This window comes from Halobacillus sp. KGW1 (genome assembly GCF_001592845.1).
GTDB lineage: Bacteria > Bacillota > Bacilli > Bacillales > Halobacillaceae > Halobacillus.
The window spans coordinates 667,554-690,805 of record NZ_LSOC01000002.1 but is presented as its reverse complement, the minus strand read 5'-3'; the positions used below and the strand labels follow the sequence as shown (position 1 = coordinate 690,805).

The 23,252-nt window shown below is 47.8% G+C and carries 24 protein-coding genes and 2 riboswitches; of the genes, 3 read left to right on the top strand and 21 right to left on the bottom strand.

Features of this window, described 5'->3' with window-relative positions; all coding sequences use genetic code 11:
• Positions 1–101 precede the first annotated feature (101 nt).
• Positions 102–1,430 (top strand): NCS2 family permease, encoded by a 1,329-nt coding sequence (locus AXG56_RS04195; protein ID WP_082794438.1) that lies wholly within the window; start codon positions 102–104, stop codon positions 1,428–1,430.
• A gap of 97 nt (positions 1,431–1,527) precedes the next feature.
• Here AXG56_RS04195 and AXG56_RS04190 read toward each other — a convergent pair whose 3' ends face one another.
• The 11 genes from AXG56_RS04190 to AXG56_RS04140 form a co-directional block, all read right to left on the bottom strand.
• A complete protein-coding gene (locus tag AXG56_RS04190; RefSeq protein WP_026577485.1) occupies positions 1,528–1,914 on the bottom strand; it encodes a hypothetical protein in 387 nt (128 codons plus the stop codon).
• Positions 1,915–2,008: 94 nt separating this feature from the next.
• Entirely contained in the window at positions 2,009–2,449 is a 441-nt protein-coding gene (locus tag AXG56_RS04185; protein WP_008637207.1) for an Hsp20/alpha crystallin family protein, read from the bottom strand.
• Positions 2,450–2,513: 64 nt separating this feature from the next.
• Positions 2,514–4,226, bottom strand: a complete 1,713-nt coding sequence (cysI, locus tag AXG56_RS04180; RefSeq protein WP_008637208.1) for an assimilatory sulfite reductase (NADPH) hemoprotein subunit — start codon at positions 4,224–4,226, stop codon at positions 2,514–2,516.
• Positions 4,227–4,247: 21 nt separating this feature from the next.
• A complete protein-coding gene (locus AXG56_RS04175; protein WP_008637209.1) occupies positions 4,248–6,056 on the bottom strand; it encodes an assimilatory sulfite reductase (NADPH) flavoprotein subunit in 1,809 nt (602 codons plus the stop codon).
• 22 nt (positions 6,057–6,078) lie between these two features.
• Positions 6,079–6,894 carry a uroporphyrinogen-III synthase gene (locus AXG56_RS04170; RefSeq protein ID WP_026577488.1) on the bottom strand — a complete coding sequence of 272 codons (816 nt, stop codon included), beginning with the start codon at positions 6,892–6,894 and terminating at the stop codon, positions 6,079–6,081.
• Positions 6,882–7,520: an NAD(P)-dependent oxidoreductase gene (locus AXG56_RS04165; protein ID WP_062513372.1), complete on the bottom strand. Its 639-nt coding sequence runs from the start codon at positions 7,518–7,520 to the stop codon at positions 6,882–6,884. The genes AXG56_RS04170 and AXG56_RS04165 overlap by 13 nt, the downstream gene beginning before the upstream one ends.
• A gap of 13 nt (positions 7,521–7,533) precedes the next feature.
• Positions 7,534–8,274: a sirohydrochlorin chelatase gene (locus tag AXG56_RS04160; protein ID WP_008637213.1), complete on the bottom strand. Its 741-nt coding sequence runs from the start codon at positions 8,272–8,274 to the stop codon at positions 7,534–7,536.
• A gap of 17 nt (positions 8,275–8,291) precedes the next feature.
• The gene (gene cobA / locus AXG56_RS04155) at positions 8,292–9,071 is read right to left on the bottom strand and encodes a uroporphyrinogen-III C-methyltransferase (RefSeq protein ID WP_008637214.1); all 780 of its coding nucleotides are present in this window, start codon (positions 9,069–9,071) and stop codon (positions 8,292–8,294) included.
• Positions 9,072–9,680 (bottom strand): adenylyl-sulfate kinase, encoded by a 609-nt coding sequence (gene cysC, locus AXG56_RS04150; protein ID WP_008637215.1) that lies wholly within the window; start codon positions 9,678–9,680, stop codon positions 9,072–9,074.
• A 5-nt stretch (positions 9,681–9,685) separates the two neighbouring features.
• Positions 9,686–10,831: a sulfate adenylyltransferase gene (gene sat / locus AXG56_RS04145; RefSeq protein WP_062513370.1), complete on the bottom strand. Its 1,146-nt coding sequence runs from the start codon at positions 10,829–10,831 to the stop codon at positions 9,686–9,688.
• Positions 10,832–10,861: 30 nt separating this feature from the next.
• The gene (locus AXG56_RS04140; RefSeq protein WP_026577491.1) at positions 10,862–11,590 is read right to left on the bottom strand and encodes a phosphoadenylyl-sulfate reductase; all 729 of its coding nucleotides are present in this window, start codon (positions 11,588–11,590) and stop codon (positions 10,862–10,864) included.
• A 78-nt stretch (positions 11,591–11,668) separates the two neighbouring features.
• A riboswitch (SAM riboswitch) is annotated at positions 11,669–11,786 on the bottom strand.
• Positions 11,787–11,951: 165 nt separating this feature from the next.
• Positions 11,952–12,047, top strand: a riboswitch (SAM riboswitch).
• A 139-nt stretch (positions 12,048–12,186) separates the two neighbouring features.
• Between AXG56_RS04140 and AXG56_RS04135 the strand changes: the two genes are divergently transcribed.
• Positions 12,187–13,059 (top strand): sulfite exporter TauE/SafE family protein, encoded by an 873-nt coding sequence (locus tag AXG56_RS04135; RefSeq protein WP_026577492.1) that lies wholly within the window; start codon positions 12,187–12,189, stop codon positions 13,057–13,059.
• Positions 13,060–13,148: 89 nt separating this feature from the next.
• On the opposite strand, the gene AXG56_RS04130 is transcribed toward AXG56_RS04135, so the two are convergent.
• The gene (locus AXG56_RS04130) at positions 13,149–14,813 is read right to left on the bottom strand and encodes a DAK2 domain-containing protein (protein WP_008637220.1); all 1,665 of its coding nucleotides are present in this window, start codon (positions 14,811–14,813) and stop codon (positions 13,149–13,151) included.
• Between the two features lie 32 nt (positions 14,814–14,845).
• Complete coding sequence (locus AXG56_RS04125; protein WP_008637222.1) at positions 14,846–15,208, bottom strand: Asp23/Gls24 family envelope stress response protein; 363 nt, start codon at positions 15,206–15,208, stop codon at positions 14,846–14,848.
• Positions 15,209–15,444: 236 nt separating this feature from the next.
• Here AXG56_RS04125 and rpmB point away from each other — a divergent pair, with 236 nt between their 5' ends.
• Positions 15,445–15,630, top strand: a complete 186-nt coding sequence (gene rpmB / locus AXG56_RS04120; RefSeq protein WP_008637223.1) for a 50S ribosomal protein L28 — start codon at positions 15,445–15,447, stop codon at positions 15,628–15,630.
• Positions 15,631–15,683: 53 nt separating this feature from the next.
• On the opposite strand, the gene spoVM is transcribed toward rpmB, so the two are convergent.
• The 8 genes from spoVM to fmt form a co-directional block, all read right to left on the bottom strand.
• Complete coding sequence (gene spoVM, locus AXG56_RS19090) at positions 15,684–15,764, bottom strand: stage V sporulation protein SpoVM (RefSeq protein ID WP_035531293.1); 81 nt, start codon at positions 15,762–15,764, stop codon at positions 15,684–15,686.
• Between the two features lie 42 nt (positions 15,765–15,806).
• On the bottom strand, positions 15,807–16,469 hold the full coding sequence (locus AXG56_RS04115) for a thiamine diphosphokinase (protein WP_062513368.1): 663 nt from the start codon (positions 16,467–16,469) through the stop codon (positions 15,807–15,809).
• An 80-nt stretch (positions 16,470–16,549) separates the two neighbouring features.
• Positions 16,550–17,200 (bottom strand): ribulose-phosphate 3-epimerase, encoded by a 651-nt coding sequence (gene rpe / locus AXG56_RS04110; RefSeq protein WP_062513366.1) that lies wholly within the window; start codon positions 17,198–17,200, stop codon positions 16,550–16,552.
• Between the two features lie 3 nt (positions 17,201–17,203).
• Positions 17,204–18,085, bottom strand: a complete 882-nt coding sequence (rsgA, locus tag AXG56_RS04105) for a ribosome small subunit-dependent GTPase A (RefSeq protein WP_008637232.1) — start codon at positions 18,083–18,085, stop codon at positions 17,204–17,206.
• A 12-nt stretch (positions 18,086–18,097) separates the two neighbouring features.
• On the bottom strand, positions 18,098–20,128 hold the full coding sequence (pknB, locus tag AXG56_RS04100; protein WP_026577494.1) for a Stk1 family PASTA domain-containing Ser/Thr kinase: 2,031 nt from the start codon (positions 20,126–20,128) through the stop codon (positions 18,098–18,100).
• A complete protein-coding gene (locus AXG56_RS04095; RefSeq protein WP_062513364.1) occupies positions 20,128–20,886 on the bottom strand; it encodes a Stp1/IreP family PP2C-type Ser/Thr phosphatase in 759 nt (252 codons plus the stop codon). Before AXG56_RS04095 ends, pknB begins: the two co-directional genes overlap by 1 nt.
• Before the next feature lie 61 nt (positions 20,887–20,947).
• The gene (gene rsmB / locus AXG56_RS04090) at positions 20,948–22,294 is read right to left on the bottom strand and encodes a 16S rRNA (cytosine(967)-C(5))-methyltransferase RsmB (RefSeq protein WP_062513362.1); all 1,347 of its coding nucleotides are present in this window, start codon (positions 22,292–22,294) and stop codon (positions 20,948–20,950) included.
• Positions 22,287–23,234 (bottom strand): methionyl-tRNA formyltransferase, encoded by a 948-nt coding sequence (gene fmt / locus AXG56_RS04085; protein ID WP_026577495.1) that lies wholly within the window; start codon positions 23,232–23,234, stop codon positions 22,287–22,289. The genes rsmB and fmt overlap by 8 nt, the downstream gene beginning before the upstream one ends.
• Positions 23,235–23,252: the final 18 nt, after the last annotated feature.

The window sequence follows — 23,252 nt, the reverse complement described above, 5'->3', positions numbered from 1 at the left end:
TAATCCCCTATCATCTTATCACAAACTTGAGATTTTCACCTCCATTTTACTAGAATACAAATAATGCTGCTTGTAAGATACTTTAATCAAGAGTAAAATAGATGGTTGTGGGTTACTCGGTAACCGGGTGGGAGAGGGATAACTTCATAGAGGAGATTGAAATGCTCAATCAGCAAAGCAATCGTGCAGACTGGAAGAAAGAGGGTCTGGCAGGTTTAATCGGCTATTTTACGACTGTTTACATCGTAGCTGTCAACAGCCAGATCATGGAGAGTGCCGGACTTCCGCTTGAAAGCGGAATGGTGGCAACGATTCTTGCCAGTGCACTAGGCTGTTTGATCATGGCCTTATATGCGAACGCACCTATGGTTCTGATACCAGGTATGGGGGTCAACGCTTTATTCGCCTATTCCATTGTCGAAGGGACAGGAATGGATTTCCAGCAGGGGCTGGCCGTTGTCGTCGTTGCTTCGATACTGTTTCTCATCACAGCATTTACGAAGCTTGGAGACTGGCTGAAGCAGGCGATCCCTTCTTCTTTGAAGCACGCCATTACGGTCGGATTAGGTTTATTCCTTACATTGATCGGATTGGAGAAAGGTGGACTTGTCGTCAAAGGCGATCACTCGTTGATTGCCCTTGGAAACCCCTCGTCAGCACTCGTAATGACGAGTATCCTGACGCTGTTCATCGGCATTTTCCTCTTCACCAGAAATGTACCTGGGAACTTCCTGATCACGATGGTCGCAGGAACGATTCTTGCGAAGTTCACCGGCGTTCTTGGTGAAAAAGGAGATCCCATTTCTCTCGGAAGCCAATCCTTCGCCTATATGCCGGACTTTTCAACCATTGGACAATTCGGTTTTTGGATGGCGGTCTTTCCGCTGGCGATCGTACTCATCTTTGAAAACATGGGTTTGATCCACGGACAGCTGGGAATGCTTGATCAAGAAGGGAAGTTCAAACGTTCTTATCAGGCGTCTGCCTTTTCCGCACTTACGACAGGGTTCCTCGGCACTTCGCCTACTGTTTCATCCGCAGAGAGTGCAGCTGTTATAGCCTCAGGTGGTAGAAGCGGAAAATCGAGCTTGACGATGGCTGTGTTGTTCATCGGGACGCTTTTTCTAATCCCTTGGATCTCTATGGTGCCTTCTACAGCTATTGCGCCGATTCTAATCATCGTCGGGGCCCTTATGGTGCAGAACATCAAAGAGATTCCGATTGACCAATTATCAGAGTCCATGCCGGCCTTTCTTATCATTGTGATGATTCCGTTCACTTATTCCATAGCAGATGGGATGGCTTTTGGATTTATTGCCTACCCTATTGTCAAGTTTGCTATTGGAAAGCAAAGGGAATTGTCGGCACCGGTCGTTCTTATCGCCATGATCTTTCTCATTGAATTTATCGTTCGTTCACTTGGACATTAATACAGTTGAACGTATTTACCCGTTCTCTGAAAAAATCGGCTGCACCCTTTCTCTTGAAGAAGGGCGATCAGCCGGTTTTTTATTTCGCTACAAATCCCTAACCTCTTTGGACACGCCAGCGGAGCATTACGGTCATTTTGCAGCAGTCCACCCCTCCAGCCGTGCCTTTCCACTGAATTTTGATCCTCTCCGGGTTATAATCAAAGTCGAAATCTCCCACTGCTCCAGCCTCTTTAATCATTTGTTCCACCTTTGGACGATTCGACCGCTGAGCTGCCTCCATTAGCTCATCGGCGAATTCCTTCGATGCCTCCACCCGCTCCATCACTTTCTCTGCCCCGTTCATCATTTGTTTCGCTGCCTTCGCAGATTGACGAAACAAGCTGCTGTCGACTTCAGGGAAAGCTGGTCTGCCGACTTGAACATAAGCAGGAATCCGGTAATCATACATGAAATAGGGATAGGGTACCCAGACCATAGGCAAGAATAAAACCTCCCCTTGTTTGCTCCTTTCTTCATGTTTATGTGAATAGGCAGAAAAGAAAACAAAAAAAGAAGACGTTGAAACGTCTTCTTTTTTAATCTTCAATAGGAATGATAGACGAACCCTGCTTTTTAAATAAAATCGTCAGCAGGCCGTCTTGGAAAGATGCCCGAAAGACAGTGTCTGAAACAGTGAATGGAAGTGGAATGATTCTTTCTTTCCGAGTAAACGAACGGCTCTGATTAAAATAATTCATGGAGTGATCATGAACGTAACGATCCTCGGAACCCTCCACCCTGATTCTCACCTGGCTGCCGACATGTTCAAGATGAATCTGCTCTCGCTTAACTCCCGGAAGATATGCTTCAATCGTGTATTCTTTGTCTGTTTCAACCACCTCTATCGGAATAGTGGTGGTTTGGATATAGTGATCGAGCTTCTGGAAGGCATCTCCAAAAAAGGAATCAACTACTTTCATCACATCTTCCAAATCCTGCTGAAACAAATCCGGCAAATGATCGTTTTTATTCTTCATAGGGACACCTCTTTGGTTGAAGTTATACCCTACCAACATATGCCCAGATCAATCTTCAGGTTCCTCACTCATGGAAATCAAGACCGGATGCCACCGCTTTTACATAGCCTTTGCGGATAACGAAGTCTCCGAATTTCTCGTCCTCTTCCCTTTCCTTCGCATAGCGGTGAATCATCGGTTTCAGCTCTTTAAGGATTTCTTCTTCACCAATGTTCTCTCTATACAATTTATTCAAACGATCCCCTGTGAATCCAGCTCCGAGATACATGTTATATTTGCCAGGCCCTTTTCCAATGAATCCGATCTCTCCCAACGCCGGGCGGGAACACCCATTCGGGCATCCGGACATCCGGATAACGATCTCCTGTTCTTTCAATCCGGCTTCATCTAAAATCTCTTCCAGGTGGTCGATCAATGTCGGGAGATACCGCTCCGCCTCCGCCATCGCCAATCCGCAAGTCGGCATCGAAACACATGCCATTGAATTTCGACGGAGAGCAGAATTCTGGCTGCCGTCCGACAACCCGTATTGTTCAATCAATGCTTCAATCACAGGCTTCTCCGCTTCTGATACTCGTGAGATGATAAGGTTTTGGTTGGGGGTCAGACGGAATTCCCCGATTTGGGTTTCCGCTATTTTTCTCAGTGCTTCCTTTAATTTATACCCTTCCGCATCCTTGATGCGTCCATTCTGGATAAAGAATGTGTGGTGCCAGGTCCCGTCTTCTCCTTTGACCCAGCCGTACCGGTCCCCGTTGTGATCAAAATGATATGCCTTCGCTTCTTCCAACGCATAACCTAATCGACGATTAAGTTCCTCCAGAATCTGATCGGCTCCTAATCTGTCAACCGTGTACTTGAACCGGGCGTTCTTACGATTGGAACGATTGCCGTAATCCCGCTGTATCGTCAAAATTTTCTCCGCTACATCAACCACCTGCTCCGGCACACAGAAGCCGATGGTACGACCGAGCTGCGGATATGTCGAAGTGTCGCCGTGGGTCATTCCCATCCCCCCGCCAACGACGACGTTGAATCCCTGCAGCTTTCCATCGTCCAATACAGCGATGAACCCCAGGTCCTGTGAAAACACATCGACGTCATTGGAAGGTGGAACGGCAATGCCTATTTTGAATTTCCTCGGCAGATACAGCGGTCCGTAAATCGGCTCTTCTTCCTGACCGTCCACCACTTTTTCTTCATCCAGCCAAATTTCATGATAAGCTCTTGTCCGCGGAAGGAGATGTTCACTCACTTTCTTCGACCACTCATACACTTCTTTATGAAGGGCGGATTGTTCAGGGTTAACGTTACACATGACGTTCCTGTTCACATCGCCACATGCCGCAATGGTGTCCATCAATACGGCATCCATCGCCTGTATCGTCTTCTTCATGTTCCATTTTAAAATACCGTGCATTTGAAACGTCTGACGGGTCGTCAGTTTCAGCGTTTCATTGCCGTACTGGTCTGCCAGACGATCCATAGCCAGCCACTGGTCGGGAGTCGCCACACCACCGGGAAGGCGCACCCTGATCATGAATTGATACGCCGGCTCTAATTTCTGCTTTTTTCGTTCGTTCCGCAGGTCCCTGTCATCCTGCATGTAGCTGCCGTGAAATTTCAAAAGCTTCGTTTGATCATCAGGAATGCTTGCAGAAAGCGGCTCCTGGAAACTCTCGACAAGATCGCCCCGTAAAAACCGGCTCTTTTCTTTAATCTCTTCCATTTCACTCGGAGGACCTTCCGGTTTATGCAATGTTTTGTGTTCAGACATCCGTAAAACTCCTTCCCGCTATTAGTAAACGTCTCTCTGATAGCGTTTTGATTTTCTAAGTTCTGTCAAATAATTTTCTGCTTCTTCTCTTGTATAAGCGCCTTCCTGCTGGAAGATATCAAGCAGGGTTTCCTGCACGTCTTTCGCCATGTGTTTCTCATCGCCGCAAATATAAAGGTAAGCACCTTCCTCAATCCATTGGAAGACCTCTTTACTCTTTTCACGCAGGCGGTGCTGCACATAGACCTTTTGATCGGTATCCCTGGAAAAGGCAACGTCCATATTCGTCAGAACGCCGTCTTTGATCCATTTCTGCCATTCCGTCTGATAAAGAAAGTCCGTCACGAAGTGCTGTTCACCGAAGAACAGCCATGACTTCCCTTCCGCTTCCGACTCTTCCCATTCCTCCATAAAGGAACGGTAAGGTGCAATACCAGTACCAGCGCCGATCATGATGATCGGCCGAGTCGTGTCTTCCGGAAGCTTGAAATTCTGGTTTTTCTGTACAAAAACCGAAAGCTGATCCCCGGGTTTCGTCCTTTCGGCACACTGTCCGGAACAGACTCCCGTCCGCTTTCTCCCATGAGAATCATAGCGAAGCGCCCCTACCGTCAAATGAACCTCGTCGGGGTTGGCTTTCAGGCTTGAGGCAATTGAATATAGACGTACTGGAATCTTACGTAATGCAGTAAGGAATGCATCGACATCGACTTCCCAAGGTCCATAGTCTTTGACGAAATCCAACAGATCCCTCCCGTGAATGTATTGGGAAACTTGCTCTTTATCTGTCAAGAGATCCGCTAAACTCTCATTAGAAGTAAAAGGAGCGAGCTTTTCGAGGAGGGGCTTGGTAAGAACCGTAATCTCAAAATGGGTCAGCAGCGCTTCTCTAAGCGCACGGACCTCCCCTTGCTTATTGACTGAGACGGACCTCTCCGGATCCCAATTCATCTCTGTAATCAGTGCATCTACCAAGGAAGGCTCATTTTGGGGATAGATTCCGAGACTGTCTCCAGGCTCATAGGTCAGACCGGACCCTTCCAAGTCGATCTCCAAATGCCGGGTTTCTTTGTTGGAACCCTGCCCGTTCAAATTGATGTTCTCCAACACTTCCGCCTGAAACGGATTAGATTTGGAGTGGACCGGTACGTCGTCCGTAAGCGGTGCAGCAGCTGCAGCAGGAGAATTGGTTTCTGACGCAGAACCCAGCTGCTGACTAACGCCCCGCCACCACTCCTCCGCGGGATCTTCATAATCAAGATCACAATCGACCCTCGGATACATCCTTTCCGCGCCAAGTTCAGCGAGCTTCTCATCGATCACTTTACCGGTCTCGCAGAACAAGTCATAAGAGCTGTCTCCAAGTGCCAAAACCGAATACCGAACCCCCTCCAGCTTCGGTGCACGCTTCCCATGGATAAATTCATAAAACGACAGCGCGTTATCCGGCGGGTCTCCTTCTCCATGCGTACTGGTCAAAATGAGAAGATCCTCTACATTTTTCAAAGCCTTCGGTTTGAAGTCATCCAGTGCTGATAACGTCGTTTCAAACCCCTTCTTATCCAACGTTTCCTTGTACTGTTCTGCCAGTGACTGACAGTTTCCCGTATGAGATCCGTAGAGGATGGTAATACTCCTCGTTGCAGCAGCCTTCTCCTCTGTAGTGGAAGGGTGAGACTGAGCAGCAGGGTCTGCTTCGGTTGAAGCCAGGGAAGATGCCAAATACCCGCTTAACCATATTTTTTGATGATTACTTAATGATGTTAATAACTGGTTTAACAAGTCCGCCTGATCTTTATTGAACGGACTGTTGCTGACTTGTAAGGACAACATTTCCACCTCCATAAAACCTTTATTTTTTTATTTCGGAAGCTTTCGCTTTATAGTAGCGATCAAGTGTGACGACCATCGCCCCCATTTTCGGACGGGCGGGCTGAATCACTGTGGATATTCCCTGACCGGCAAGCTCCTCTGCTGTTACTTTGCCAACGGCGACGGCTGTGACGTCCTTTTCGAAGGAAGCGGTGAGACGGCTGCGATCCGCATCTTTTTCAAACAAGTTTTTCACCTGAGTTTTACTCGTAAACACCACCGCATCCAGTTCCCCCGCAAAAATAGCATTCTTCAAATTGTCGATAATGGACAAAGATGGCTTTTCAAATGTGTAAGGCTTTGATAAATAGACGGAAAATCCAAGTTGTTCCAAGGATTCCTTCCATACGGCATCATCCTGATCATACGCCTGCAGGAACAACCTTCCACCCGAAGCCGCTTCTTTCTGAATGCGCTCCACAAGATCCTTCATCGTCCCATCTGCCGCAACGAGGGCCGGCTGTATCTCGTTTTCTTTTAACCAATCCATTGTCTTCGAACCTCTAACAGCAAGCGTTTCCGTGTTCAGCTTTTTTACAAAAGCACGGGACAATTTCCTTTCAGAGGCTGCATTGTTAAGCGTCCTTGCACCGATTCCGGTTGTTAAGACGACAAGGTCGAATGGTTCATCCAGATAGTCTTTGACATTTCTCACACAGCGCTCTTCGTGGAGCACCTGCTTCCCTTGAATCGGATAGACAGAGGCACGGCCGCCTAAATTTTCTATAAGAGAAGTAATGGCTTCCGACCTTCGATCCGCTGCCACACCTATGTGTTTATTCGTTAATCCTGACACGTCCCTCCCCCTTTCCTATAGCTATGTATATCATCAAGCACCCGCTTTTGCGCTTCTGTATCGTGGTAGTCCTCCTTGAGGATTTCTCTTAAAAAATCATGCTGTGTTTCTTTGTTCATACTGCTTTCTTTAAGCAGCGTACGGCAGTGATGTAAGAAGTCAACATACTCCCCATAACCTTCGCCGTATTCGCTTTCCAGGCGTTGTTTTAATTTGGAGGCAAGCATCGGACTCGCTCCGTCGGTTGATACGGATATTGTCAGCCTCCCGCGTTTAAGGAAGCCCGGAAAGTGTACATTCCCCCCGCTGCCACCATCCACTCTGTTGATCAGTGGTATCCTTTCACTTAAAGCAGCAATACGGTCATTCTCTTTTTGGTCGCTTGTAGCAATGATCAGGAGGTCCGTTCCTTTGCTGTCGGAACTAGTGAACGTTCGACGGTAACAAGTAATCTCCCCACTCTTCTCCAACAGGGAAAGCTCGGGATGGAGGGAAGGGCTGACAACGATTATTTCTGCGAGGCAGGTCATCAGCGTTTTCACCCGCTTAAGCGCGACGCGCCCACCGCCGGCAACGACGACTCTCCGCCCTTTCCATTCCACCATCATAGGTAAGTGACTGTTCACAGGAAGTCTCCTCTCAAGGTGTCTTCATTCCCACCAGCGTTTCTTTCACACGATCCGCCATCGCTTCGATCATATGAGGATGGTCATTCAAATGTCCGGAAATCTTCACCGCATATCCTTGTTCCGCAGCCTTTTGCACCTTAGCTTCCATAGAACGGAGAAGTACTCCGGTAAACCACAGGTACGGGACGACGACGGTGGGCTTACCCGATTCCAACACTGCATGAAAAGCCTCATCGTAGCTTGGAGTGATTGCGGCAAGGTAACAAACATGAACACTGTCCGCACCCGCTTTGCTCCGCAAGCGCTCTCCAATAAATTCCATTGCTGTTCTTGTTGATGGATGTCTGCTGCCCCTTCCAACGAGAAGGATATTAGGAGTTTGATTCCCTGCAACAATGTCCCTTACTCGATCAACAAGGACGTCGATAATACGCTCCTGTACTCCGAGGGGTTCCCCGTAATGCAGTTCAACACCAGGAAAGCGCAGCTTCGCCTTATCAAGCTCCTCCGGTATATCTTCAAAATAATGCCCCGCGCTCAGAAGCAGTACCGGTAAAACGGCGATTCTCGTCGCACCCTTCTTGACAAGACGGTGGATTCCTTCCTCAATGTCTGGTTCGGCTAATTCAAGAAAACATCGTTCGAAAAGGGGAATGCCGATCTCTTCCTGGACTTTACTCAAAAAATCAAGCGCCTGCTCTGTTGCTTCTTTCTTTCTGCTTCCATGACTGACATAGAGAACTGCGTCCATCTTTCTCCCCCTTTCATTCAGCCGACAATCGATTTTGCGATGTCCACCTGGTCCTCCTGCTGTATCGATTCAAACCACTGCAGCTGCTCACGCAATTTCACAACTTCACCAACGACGATCATCGCCGGGTTCTTCATATCTGCAGCTTTAGCAACGATATCCTCAAGCGTCCCGGTAACGGTTTCCTGCTGTTCCGTCGTGCCCCATCGAACGAGAGCGACAGGAGTATCGAGCCCTCTGCCATGTTTCACGAGTTTTCCGCAGATATCCGGCAGCTTCTTCACACCCATGTATATACAAAGAGTGTCCATACTTTTCGCTACGTGTTCCCAATAAGCATCCTCTTCAATGCCAAGCTTACTTACCCCGGAGATGAAGGCTACGGAAGAACTGTATTCCCGATGGGTGACAGGTATGCCTGCATAAGCGGGAGCCGCGATACCGGAGGTAATTCCGGGAACAATTTCAAAAGCGATCTGGCGTCGGGAAAGTTCTTCCGCCTCTTCTCCACCGCGCCCGAATACGAACGGATCGCCGCCTTTCAATCGAGTGACTGTTTTGCCCTGAAGCGCATATTTACACAAAAGATGATTGATTGTTGATTGTGTCAAGGCGTGATGATCCGGCCGTTTCCCACAGAATATAAGCTCCGCATGATCCGGGGCTTCATCGAGTAATTCTTGATTGATGAGCCGGTCATACAGAATAACGTCCGCCTGCTGGATTGCTTTCAGCCCTTTGACCGTAATCAAATCATAATCACCTGGTCCTGCTCCGACAATATAAACCTTAGCCATCTATGATGCTCCCTTCGGTATCCACCCTTTTTCTTCCAAAACCTGCAACAGCTGTTCGGCACATGCTTCGATATCATATTGATGAGAGGAAACAACAGCTTCCGGTGTTTCGGGGGCTTCATATGGAGAATCGATTCCAGTAAAGCCTTTGATCTCTCCGGAGCGGGCTTTTTTATAAAGCCCTTTAGGATCACGTGCTTCACAAGCTTCCAATGGACACTCAACATAAACCTCAAGGAAGTCCCCTTCTGGAATTGAGGCGCGCACCTGCTCCCTGTCACTCTTGAACGGAGAGATAAATGCTGTCAGTACAATCGTCCCACTATCAGCAAACAACTTTGCGACTTCCCCAATCCTTCGAATATTTTCCGTACGATCCGCTTCAGAAAAACCGAGATCCGCATTCAATCCGTGACGGATGTTGTCGCCATCAAGAAGATACGTATGAACACCACGCTCATGCAGGAGATGGTTCAGCTGATTGGCGATGCTGGACTTGCCGGAACCGGAAAGTCCCGTGAACCAGAGGACACCACTGTGGTGTCCATTCTTCTTCCGGTAGGATTCCTGACTTACAGATGCTTCGTGCCAAGTAAGATTCCGTTCCATTCCCTTCACCCCTTTACGTCTGCAGCTTTCGCCTGCAGCCCTTCAATCAAAACTTCTACAACTTCCGGGCGGCTGAATGTCTTCGGCGGTTTCTCCCCGCTCCGTAACAGCTCACGGACTTTGGTTCCGGAAAGGATGACGTGGTTTTCCTTATCGTGCGGGCACGTCTTGTGAGAGGCCATCGCTTCACATGCCTTACAATAAAAACTGTGTTCAAAGAACATCGGAGTAATATCAAGTTCGCCTTCGTCGTAGTGAGAGAATATCTTCTGTGCGTCATACGTTCCGTAGTAGTCGCCTACTCCAGCGTGGTCACGGCCGACGATGAAATGAGAGCAGCCGAAGTTTTTACGGACGATGGCATGGAAGATCGCTTCCCTTGGACCTGCGTAGCGCATGGCTGCACGGAAAACGGCCAGGGTCACGCGGTCCTTCGGATAGTAATGATCAAGCAGTACCTGGTAGCTCTTCATCCGAACATCACTTGGTATGTCATCGCTCTTCGTCTCGCCCACCAACGGGTTCAGGAATAGACCGTCAACCGTCTCCAAGGCCGCTTTTTGAATATATTCGTGGGCGCGGTGGACAGGGTTTCTTGTTTGGAAACCGACAACCTTCCTCCATCCGTTCTTTTCGAAAAGTGCTCTCGTTTCTTTCGGATCGAGGTAAAACTCTTCTCCGTGTTCTTTTGCTGACGAAGCAAAAACCTGGATAGTACCGGATACATAATAGTCGGGGCGTTCAAACAACTTTTTGACACCCGGGTGAGCAAGGTCCGTAGTTAAATATACTTTTTGCGCTTCTTTTTCTTTGTCAGGTTTGAAGATGTCTTCGATCTCAATCACACCGTACACCGTTCCATCATGGATAAGCTTGGCTTCTTTTCCTAACGATTCTGCCTTCTCTTCACTTACAGGCAGCGTAATCGGAATGCTCCAGGGTGTCCCGTCTTTCAAACGCATCGTATCGACGACGGATTCATAGTCTTCCTTGTTCAGGAACCCTTCCAGCGGACTGTATGCTCCGTTACCGATCAGCTCCACGTCACTGAGAGCCATTCCATCCAGTTCGATACTGTCCTTCGGTAAATCCTCCGGTGTTTCGTTCCATCTATTGATTAACTTCCCTCCATGGGGTTTAATGACTGCCATTTCATACATCCTCCTATTAGTTCGTTTCGATTAGTTCGTTTCTGATGGGCCCGGGGTGTGAAGACCACACTCCGTTTTATTAAATCCTTTCCAGCGGCCGGAGCGGTCGTCGCCGACGGCCTGGGATGTACAAGGAATACATCCTACACTTGGATAGTTTTGGTCATGCAAAGCATTGTAATCCAAGCTATTTAGTCGGATATAATGCCATACGTCGTCCCAAGTCCAATGTATCAGTGGACAAACTTTCACGGACTTAAACCGTTCATCTTTGTTGATGAAATCCGTCTTCGCTCTGCTCGGGGACTGTTCTCTGCGCAGGCCGGAAAGCCAGGCAACCGCACCGGACAGTGCCTCTTCCAACGGTTTGATCTTCCGGATGTAACAACACTGGTCCGGCTGTCTCTTCCACAAAGCGGAACCATGCTTTTCTGCCTGTTCTTCCACTGTAAGCTCCGGTAATTTCATATGAATATGAAGCGCCGGATACCGCTTCTTCACTTTATCAATCAAATCGTAGGTTTCCTGGAAGTGAAGACCTGTGTCGAGAAAAACGACATCCGCATCCGGTTTGACCTGCGAAATCAGATCGATGAGTACCATTCCTTCTGCGCCGAAGCTGCACGCATAAACCACGTCAGAACCATACTGGTCGTATGCCCATTGAATGACCTTTCTCGCGCCTTTCGTATCATCCTCTGGCTGATCATTTTTGAATGGATCACCGGAAAAATGCTGGTACGTAAGTAAGTTTCCCATACACTCGCCTGCCTTTCTCCAAATAAAAACGCCCCTCTTCCGGAAAAGAAGAAGGGCGTCTGAAAGTAAGATACGTCCTTCTTATCTTTCCAAATGCTTTCAGCATCTGCTGGAATTGGCACAGCGTCTAACTTTAACGGTTAGACCCGTTGCCGAGGCTTCGTTGGGCCAGTCCCTCCACCTCTCTAGATAAGAAAAATTAGTCGGTTGGATATTTCAAAAAAACTAATTGATTCAAATAGTAGGCTTCTTTCTAAGATATGTCAACAGGTTTTTTAAAAATTACAACTTTTCTGTTTTTAATATTGACAATGGTCCCCCTCTGCTTTAATTTGGTAAGTAATCAAAGCAAGATACTATATCCTTATGAAGAGCCGGGGGAGGAAACTGGTCCAACGATCCCGCAGCAACCTTTTAAAGGTGCTCCATCCAGCAGACATTGTCTGAAAGATAAGGAGAGGAACGAAAGCCTCTTCTGTGTGAAGGGTTTTTTTATTTTTGTAGAAAACCTCTTCACACATAAAACCAAGTATTCTCATATGATTAATCATACACCATATGGGAGCTGGAATTAAAGGGTAAAAGGAGAGGTTGGATTGAATAAATTAATTGTTTTCGCATTAGTGGGATTTTTTGCTCAGTTAGTCGATGGTGCTCTCGGCATGGGCTTCGGATTGACTTCCTCAACGATTCTGCTTGCCTATGGACTTGCTCCGGCAGTAGCTTCTGCATCCATTCATATGGCTCAAGTGGCAACGACGGCCGCTTCCGGCTTCTCTCACTATAAATTCGGGAATGTCGATAAGCGTCTCGTCGTTATTCTGGCTGTTCCCGGTGCCATCAGCGCTTTTCTCGGTGCAGCTGTATTAAGCTGGGTTCCAGGAGAAATTATCCGACCCTACATATCACTCTTCCTCCTCGTATTAGGAATCTATATCATCATTCGTTTCCTTACCATGGGACAGAAGCGGCCCCAGGAGAAGCGGCCTTTCAAAAAGAGCTTTTTGTTTCCACTTGGATTTATCGGAGGTTTTCTTGATGCAGTCGGCGGCGGCGGGTGGGGACCAGTGAATACGCCCGTTCTCCTGGCAAGACAGAAGCTTGAACCCCGAAAAGTGATTGGAACGGTAGATACCAGCGAATTCATCGTCACTGTTTCTGCGACCCTCGGGTTTCTTATCTTTCTTGGCTGGGAGCAATTCAGCTGGCTGCTCGTATCTGCGTTTGTGATCGGCGGGGTTATTGCGGCCCCCCTTGCTGCCTGGCTTGTGAAAATAATGCCGTCTCTCGTATTAGGTGTCCTCGCCGGTGGATTCATCGTTTTGACAAATATCCGAACGCTTTTGAATACAGTAGAGCTTGGAGACACCTCCATCGCCATTATTTACACGGCTTTAGTCCTTGCCTATATCTGCATGGTTCTCTTGTCCATCCGCAGAAACTTCCGGCTTAAGCCGGCAACCAGGTAGCAGGAACAGTGTTGTCCTGAGCAGCACGCTTTTATGATAATATAAAAAAAGAGATCAGAGCTGTATGCTCTGATCTCTTTTTCTATATTTTATTCAATAGAGAAGATATAGGAATAAATCGGCTGTCCACCTGTGTGAACTTCCACTTCCAAATCTTCAAACGTATCTTCAATATACGCTTCCAACTGACCAATTTCATCTTCTTCAACTTCTTCACCAGTAAGAATGGTCAGGATTTCATCTTCATCCTCATCGATCATCTCGCGAAGCAGAGCCTTCGCTGCCTCTAACGCTTCTTTTGCCGTTGTTTGTATTTTACTTTCCGCGATCCCCATAAAATGGCCTTTTTCAATGGCTAGTCCATCGATCTGGGTATCTCGTACCGCATACGTAACCTGTCCGGTTTTCACTTCGGACATCAGCTGGCTCATTTCCTCTTTATTCGTGTCAAGATCCGCTTCCGGATTAAATCCTAGAAGAGCACTCATTCCCTGCGGAATGGTCTTCGTCGGAATAACGGCTACTTCCACATCAGCAAGCTCGGCCGCCTGTTCCGCCGCCATCACAATATTCTTATTGTTCGGGAGAATGAGCACACGGTCTGCATGGGCTTCCTTGATCGCTTCCGACAGATCCTGGGTACTAGGGTTCATCGTTTGTCCACCTTGGATGACAACTGTCGCGCCGAGGCTTTCGAACAATTTCCTGATCCCTTCCCCCATACTTACTGTGACGATACCGTATGGCGCTTTCTTTTCCTGCTTAGCGCCTTTTTTCTTGTCTCCTACAATAGATGTATGCTGTTCACGCATATTCTCGATCTTCATGTTAATGAGACTGCCGTACTTCTGACCGAGCGTCATCGCTTCGCCGGGATACTCGGCATGAACATGCACTTTAATTAAGTCTTCATCGGAAACGACTAGGAGGGAATCACCAATTTCGCTGAGCTGGTTGCGGAATGCATCCTCATCATAAGGGTTTTCCGCAAGCTTGTCCTCTTCGAATTTCACCATGAATTCCGTGCAATAGCCGTATTCGATATCTTCCGTATTCATGAAATCCTGAGCAGATTTATGATGTTCTGCATTGACCATATCATCCATGGATACGGTTTCCTGAACTGCCGGAAGTTCTTCCCCTTTCAAGGAAGCAAGAAATCCTTCATAAATGGTTACAAGACCCTGGCCGCCACTGTCCACGACTCCGACTTCCTTTAAAACAGGAAGCAGTTCCGGGGTCCGTTTAAGCGATGCTTTCGCAGCTTTTACCACTTCTTCCATAAACGGAATGAAAGCCGTGTGCTTTTCTGCAGCTTCCACCGAACCTTCCGCTGTTTCACGAGCTACGGTAAGAATTGTTCCTTCTACCGGTTTCATAACCGCTTTATAGGCTGTATCCACGCCGCCTTCAAGAGCCGCCGAGAAATCTTTCGTTGTCAACGTTTCCTTATCTTCATTAACTTTTGAGAAACCACGGAAGATTTGAGAAAGGATGACACCGGAATTCCCACGGGCGCCCATAAGCAGTCCCTTGGACAGTGCTTTCGCCACTGCCCCTGCATGATTTTGATCTACGGTTTTCACTTCCTCCGCTCCGGAGGTCATGGATAAGTTCATGTTCGTTCCTGTATCTCCGTCTGGTACGGGAAATACGTTTAGGGCATCGATCATCTGGGAATTTCTCTTCAGATGATGCGCCCCCTGTAAAATCATTTCGGCCAACATTTTGCCGTCTAGCTTTTCTACCGTCACACTTACGTCCTCCTTTGACTGCAACCGCTGCTTTATGCGCTTGTCACACGGACTCCCTGGATAAAGATGTTCACAGAGTCAACGGACAAACCGACTGTTTTGTTCAGTGTGTATTTCACTTGAGATTGGACGTTATGAGCCACCTCAGAAATCTTCGTCCCATAACTTACGATGATAAACATATCTATATGAAGGCGATCTTTGTCCTGTCTGACAACGACCCCTTTGGAAAAGTTTTCTTTACGGAGCATTTCGGACAGGCCGTCCCGTATCTGGTTCTTCGAAGCCATGCCGACAATTCCATAACACTCGACTGCCGCCCCTCCGGCGATCGTTGAGATTACTTCATTACTAATAGTGATATGACCATATTGGTTGTTCAAATCCACGGACATATAGATCCTCCTTTATAATCCTCGTATTCTTACTCAATTATAACATAAGATTCACAGGTGAATTCTGCTTCAATTCCCGAAAAGGATCTGAATATCCCTTATATACTTTGAGACATATCCATGTATCTGTCAAGAAGAAATTCTTGATATAATTCGACCTATCTTATTGCAAACCTTATTTTGATATGATAAAGTTACTAAGTATCTGATGATTTATGTAACAGGAGGGATTTTTCATGGCACGTAGTGTTATATCTGGTAAAGGTACACGTTCAGGTAACCACCGTTCACACGCGATGAACGCTAATAAACGTCAATTCAAAGCTAACCTTCAAAAAGTACGTATTCTTGTAGATGGTAAGCCTAAGAAAGTTTACGTTACTGCACGTGAGCTAAAATCAGGCAAATTACAACGCGTATAACTCTTTGAACAAAAGAAGCACCCGGATTCCGGGTGCTTTTTTTGTTGGGCCTGTTAGTCTTTTTTGAATGTACTTATGACTGCACGCACTATGCCCCCGACGAACCGCGGGAGTTTGATAGTATAAAATTTCAAAGAGCCCCCTCCTCCTGTTATAACTGATGGAACAACCCTTCTCTACCCTCTATTAGTCAAGTCTTTGCTTCTTATTACTAAGAGTATGCCTGCCTGAAAGGAAAAAGTACCCGTATCTTCAAGAAGCCTGTTCGAAATGCAGAGGGTTGATCCATAAGGTACATATGCGTCTGTGAGTGGATAATAAAAACCCTTTAGAGTAAGCCCTGACACATCCAGGGTGACAGGCAGGAAAGAGATGTACGGGTATTCTTCATCCGCTTCTATCGTATGCTCTCCGGCTTTGACTAATTCCACTCGATTTTGTTTATCTACGATGGTCGCTTTCACATCCCGTTCTGCAAGCGTGTAAAGCAGCTGAATGTTAGCTTGGGAATGATCAAGCCTTCCTCCCGTCACTCCGACTAATAAAATATGCGCAGGGTTTCTTTTTTGTGCTTCTATCACAGCAAGCTCAAGATCGGTTTCATCTTTCTCATCCGGATATATACGTGTTTCAGCTGCCGAAGCCTGAATACGCCTTAATACTTCCAGTGATACAGAATCAAAGTCTCCGATGGCAAGATCCGGTTTAATGCCTTGCTCGATCAGTACTTCGGCTCCCTTGTCTGCACCGATCCACAGGCAATCCCCTTGCACTGTCTGTTTCAGGTCTGGTATGTAAGCTGCCGGTCCTCCTCCGACAACGACGATGGTGTGGTTCATATGATTCCCTCCAAGATTAATGATGAATAAACAAGAAGCTCAAATGGATGCCTGCTGGCAATCATTTGAGCTTCTTCCCCTTATAAAGAGCTGCGAATCGCATCTATCGCTTTTTTACGGTCGGGGTGATTGAAAACAGCGCTTCCTGCTACGAGGACATCAGCACCGGCTTCGGTGCAAAGGCGTGCCGTTTCTTCATTGACGCCGCCATCAATCTCAATTTCAAAATCCAGCGCTTCTTCCGTTCTCCATGCATCGATCTGGCTGACTTTAGGCAGTACAGAATGTATGAATGACTGACCACCGAAACCAGGATTGACCGTCATTAACAATACAAGATCCACGTCTTTCAGTATAGGACGAATCGCTTCGGCAGGTGTCGCAGGGTTAATGACCACACCTGCTTTCACCCCGTGACTTTTAATCAGTTGGATGGTGCGGTGGAGGTGCGGACACGCTTCCTGATGGACCGTTAGAATATCTGCGCCCGCTTTGGCGAACGTTTCCACGTAAGCTTCCGGATTCTCGATCATTAAATGGACGTCAAGCGGAAGGCTCGTCACCGGGCGGACCGCATCAACAATCAAAGGGCCGATCGTAATGTTTGGAACGAAATGTCCATCCATGACATCTACATGGATATAATCCGCGCCTGCGTGCTCGACGTCTTTAATTTCCTCTCCCAGTTTAGCAAAATCGGATGCTAAGATGGATGGTGCAATTTTTGTCATCGTTTAATACCTCGGCTTTCTATTCTGTATTTCTTCCAGGAACTGCAGATAATGTTGGTAGCGCTGGCTGCTGATGTTACCTGCCTCTACTTCCATTTTCACCGCACATTTAGGCTCTTTATGATGCAGGCAGCCTCTGAATTTGCACCCATCCTGAACCGCCACAAATTCCGGAAAGCACTCCGGCAGCTGTTCCAGTTCCAAGTCTGCAAATTCAAGCGAACTGAACCCCGGCGTATCTGCTACAAGCCCATTAGATATTTCATAGAGTTCCACATGCCTCGTCGTGTGCTTCCCGCGGCCGAGACTCTCTGATATTTCATCCGTATCAATGGACAACCTGGAATCGATGGAATTTAAGAGAGAGGATTTCCCTACCCCCGACTGACCGGCAATCACAGTCGTGCGGTCTGCAAGATGGGACTGGATCAAGTCCATCGCTTCTGGATCATTGACAGCAGACAGGATAACGGGATAGCCGATTTCGCCATACATCGTCTCATAATGCTGCATCTCTTTCACCTGATCTTCATCCAGACGGTCCATTTTCGAAATAACGATAATCGGTTCAATCCGTTTCGCTTCCACAAGAACAAGGAAACGATCGAGGAGAAGCGCATTGAAATCCGGTCGGGTAGCGGATGTTACAATCAGAGCCTGATCCACATTGGCAATCGGCGGCCGCACAAATTCATTTTTCCGTTCTTCAATAGATAAAATATACCCTTCTTCCCGATTGTCCGCTTTGAATTCGACCATGTCACCGACGAGAGGAGACACTTTCTTCTTCCGAAAGTTACCTCTCCCTCTGCATTGGTAAATTTCTCCCTCATGAAGGACATAATAAAACCCGCTTAAGGCCTTGATTATTTTGCCTGTCGCCATGATTTCACCTTCTTAATACGATACACTTTCTTCTGCAATGACTTCGTCACCCCTTTGAACTTTATACGCTGCTTCCGTATCTTCGGCAATCGTCAATGTTATATCGAACGACGTCGTCTCGGTAATGGTCTCCTCAATGACAGGCTCTTCCATATCCCGTTCCAAGTCATCCACATAAATGAGCACCTGCTGCTCGGTCTCTTCCGAAGCCTCATCGAAAGGCACTTCTACCGAGACGGTCTCCTCCCGAGGCGGCTTTTCCTCCGGACCCAAGGAAACAGTAATGGTTACCGTCGAACCTTCCTTGACTTCTGTGTATGGGTCTGGATCCTGCGTAATGACGCGTCCCTTGTCCACCTCATCGGAATACTCTTCCACTACCTGCATTTTAAGATTACGATTATCAAGATAACTTTCCGCCTGCTCCTTCGTCATATCATCCAGCCGACCTAAATCGATGGTCGGTGGGCCGCTGCTGACACGGAAAATGACCTTCGTTTCATCCGGAAGTACTTTCGTCCCGGGTTCCGGGGACAGCTGCGCCGTAATTTCTCCCGGAGGCTGATCGCTCGTTTCAGGTATTCGTTCAATTTCAGAATACCCTTTATCCCGAAGCTCCTCTTCGACACTGTCGAAATCTTCCCCTGTGTAATCTTCAAATTCGACCCGTTCTCTTCCAAGGCTTGAATAAACGGTTACTTCAGACTCTTCTTGAACCGTACGGCCGGCTTCCGGATCCGTCCGAATGACCATTCCCTCTTCGACATCTTCTGAAAACATCGTTTCCCGGTTCACTTTTAAGTTCAAATCGCTCAATTCACTGTAAGCCTCTTCATATTCCATGCCTGCGACATCAATCATCTCGACTTCTGCCGGCCGAATAAATCCAGGAACATAAAGTGCAGCTGCCGTTCCGCCACCCAAAAGCAGAAGGATAAGGATCGTGACGATCCACGGCCAGACTTTCCGTTTTTTCTTCGGTTTTTTCGGCTTATTTACTTTTTTATTCTTTTTCTTTTTGCCTTTCTTCGCCGGAGCAGGAGGTTGGTTATATTCCTGCGTTTCCTCCTCAGCAGGAGTCTGGACACCATTCGGCTGAGAATGGATAATCGTGTCTTCTTCGGTCTGTTCACCATACACATCATTTGTAATGACCGGGATGGCCTTCGTCATTTCTTCCTCGTCATCCTGCGGTATTTCGAAAGCCGCTTCATCTCTCCGATCGAGTTCCAAAGACGTTTCAATATCCTGTTCCATATCCAATACAGACTCATATCGGTGGAAGGGATCTTTAGCCGTCGCTTTCAGAACGATGTTCTCCACGCTTTGCGGAAGGTCCGAATTCCATCGTTTCAAGGACGGTGTCTCATGCTGCAAATGCTTTAAAGCAATGGACACAGGAGACTCACCGGAGAAAGGAAGGCGTCCTGTCAGCAGTTCGAAGAAAACAATACCAAGAGAATAAATATCAGATTTCTTTGTAGCGACACCGCCGCGTGCCTGCTCCGGTGATAAATAGTGGACGGAGCCGAGCACCGAATTCGTCTGCGTCAGCGAAGTAGCACTTAACGCCATCGCAATCCCGAAGTCTGTTACTTTTACATGTCCATAGTGATCAATTAATATGTTCTGCGGTTTTATGTCCCGGTGAACGATTTCATTATCATGGGCATGGGCGATCGCAGAGGCTACCTGCCTCATGATATCGACGGCATCGGAAGCGTCAATCGGGCTGTGCTGTTGGATGTACTGCTTTAAGGTCATTCCGTCCACGTATTCCATCACCATGTAATAGATGTCATCTTCTTCCCCGACATCATAGATGTTGACGATATTAGGATGGGAAAGGCTTGTGGCAGACTGTGCTTCCCGGTGGAACCTGGCAATGAATTCCTCGTCATTCCCGTGTTCTAAACGTAGGACTTTGACGGCCACCTCCCTGTTGAGGATGGTATCATGGGCGAGATAAACGTTTGCCATACCCCCGCCGCCGATCATCTCCCCTACGCGATAACGGTCATTAAGGAGACGGTCCTGGAGCATTATTGTACACCCTCTTTCTCATGGGTTGCCGAATCATAATGGACGACAGCAAGGGTGATATTATCTTCTCCGCCCCGTGCGTTGGCCAGTTCAATTAATCGACGGCAAAAATCTTCCCATTCCCCATGAAAATCTTTCAGCTCAGATAATTCCTGATCATTCACCTTGTTCGTCAATCCGTCTGTACACAAAAGAAGACGGTCATCTTTTTCAAATTCCAGCGTGCGGACATCCGGTTCCAAACCGAATTCGGTTCCGAGAGCTTTCAACAGAACGTTCTTCCTGGGATGATGTTCCGCCTCTTCTTCCGTGATCTGCCCTGTCCGTACCAGCTCATTGACTAAAGAATGGTCATCTGTTACAGACTGGAACCCATATGCATTCGAAAGGTAACAACGGCTGTCTCCGATATGAGCGATTGTCGCAAACTGGTCCGTGCTGATAGCTGCAACAATCGTTGTCCCCATCCCTTGACATTCCTCGTGCTCATCCGCATATGCTTTTATTTCATCGTTTGCGGACCGAACCGTTTCTATCATCCACTGCTCTGCCTCTTCCGGAGTCGCTATAGTGCCGGATTCTTTCCATTTGTTATGTAAATGATCGGTTGCCATCCGGCTTGCAACGTCTCCCGCCTGGTGGCCGCCCATTCCGTCGGCAACGACAGCGAGGATTGGTGCTTTTTCGGAAAACACACCACCCGCATCTTCATTATGATTGCGAACTTGCCCTTGGTCTGTAAGAAAATAGCCTAACATAGACTCACCTACTTTTGATTTCCCGGGGGCCACCGGAAATACAACCGATGCACCCTCCGAGTTATTGTTTGATCAATCGGGTCAAGAAAAATCCATCTGTATCCCACTCGTGCGGGAATAGCTGAAGTCCGTGTTCAGAAAGGCCGATGCCGTCCCTCAAAGCAGGTGGCAGATCTTCCTTAAACGAAGGATCCACACGGAATTCTGGATGTTTGGAAAGAAAGTGCTTCACAGCTTCTTCATTTTCATGACGGTCTACTGTACACGTACTATAAACAAGCTTGCCGCCTGATTTCAACAAAGGTGCCATCTCATCGAGGAGATCATCCTGGATTAAACGGAGCGAGTATATATCCTGTTCCGTTTTATGATACTTTATATCCGGCTTTCCGCGCAAAACACCAAGTCCGGAGCAAGGAGCATCGAGCAGAATACGATCAAAGTGTTCTGCCGCATGTTTCTCGCCGAGTTTTCGAGAATCGGCCTGCCCTGCCGTAATCGAAGTCAACTGCAGCTGTTTTGCTTTCTTCTCTACAAGCTTCGCTTTCTTCTCATGCAGATCATAAGCCAGTATTTCCCCTTCATCTGCCATCTTCTCCGCGATATGTGTCGTCTTGCCGCCGGGGGCACTACAGGCGTCAAGGACAGTCATACCTGAAGCAAGATCCATCATCTCCGCAACAAGCATGGAGCTTTGATCCTGTACGGTTACATATCCTTCCGAAAACAGCGGGTGTTTAAGTATGGCACCACCAGTGACGATCAATCCTTGCGGGGACAGCTGGCTTTCCTCTACGGTAAGCCCGTCTTCTTCAAGTTTGGAAACTACCTCTTCTCTGTCCATCCGCAGCGGTTGAATTCGGATGCTCATCGGCAGATGGCGGTTGTTCGCTTCACACATCGCCTCCGTCACTTCTTCTCCATATTGCTCCGCCCAACGTTTGACAAGCCAAAGTGGGTGGCTCGTTCGGATCGCAAGCTTTTCCACCGGATCTGTAATCTCATCCAGATCCCGTCCACCATTCCTCTGTACGTTACGCAGCACACCATTCATAAACGATGCGATTCCTTTGTGGCCGCGTTTCTTCGATATCTCTACCGCTTCATGGATGATTGCATGATCCGGAACCCGCTCAAGGAACATCATTTGATAGACGGACATATAAAGAAGCCAGCGTACCCAGGGCTTTATTTTCTTTTGTTTCTGTATATAAGGTTGAATCGTATAAGCAATGAGATCGCGGCGCTGAAGAGTGCCGTATACGATTTCTGTCAACAGCCCGCCGTCCTGCCTGGAGAAATCCTGTTTATTGATTTCTCTATCCAGCAGTACGTGGCTGAAGCCGCCTTGATCTCCGATTCTCGTTAATAGATCGAGAGCCGTCTCTCTAAGTAAAAATTTAGTCATGCTGCTCCCCCAGACGATCTCCGATTTCTAATGATTGACCGGATCCATTAATAAAGGCCTGGCCGTCCATTTTTTTCTTGCCGGACGGCTGCAGGGACGTAACCTTGACCGTTTTCCCGTCTCCGGTGGCGACAAGAAAACCGTCCTCTTCGATCCCTGTGACTGTTCCGGCTACTTCGGAACTTGTGCCGTCCACTTTCTCCACCCACCAGATCTTCATTGGTTTATCGTTCCAATACGTATAGGCGACAGGCCAAGGGTGGAGGCCTCTCACATGATTATAGATGGTCTGCTGATCCTTGTTCCAGTCGATAAGCTCCTGCTCCCGTTTAATATTCGAAGCAAAAGTGACGAGGGTTTCGTCCTGCTTCTCCGGTGTGATCTCCCCGGCCAACAGCCTCGGCAGCGTTTCGGCCAACAGGTCGGAACCGGCTTCCGAAAGCTTATCATGGAGTGTTCCGACGTGGTCCTCATCCGTAATTGGGACAACTGTTTTGGCAAGCATATCGCCGGCATCCAGCTTTTTGACCATATACATGATCGTAACGCCCGTTTCTTTCTTACCTGCTAAGATGCTGTAATGAATCGGTGCTCCTCCCCTGAATTCAGGGAGCAGGGATGCATGGACGTTGATACATCCGTGCTTCGGTTCTTTTAACAACGCTTCCGGCAGGATCTGTCCGAAAGCTGCAGTAACGATCAAGTCCGGGTCATAAGCCAAGACCTCTTCGTATTCGTTCTTGATTTTCTCCGGTTGAAATACAGGAATGCCGTGCTTTTCCGCAGCCACTTTGACGGGCGGCGGGGTCATTACTTTTTTACGACCTTTCGGGCGGTCAGGCTGGGTGATGACGAGGACGACCTCGTATCCTTCTTCTATGATGCGGTCGAGAACGGGGACGGCGAAGTCCGGTGTTCCCATGAATGCGATTCTTGTCATGACTAGTTGCTCCCTTCT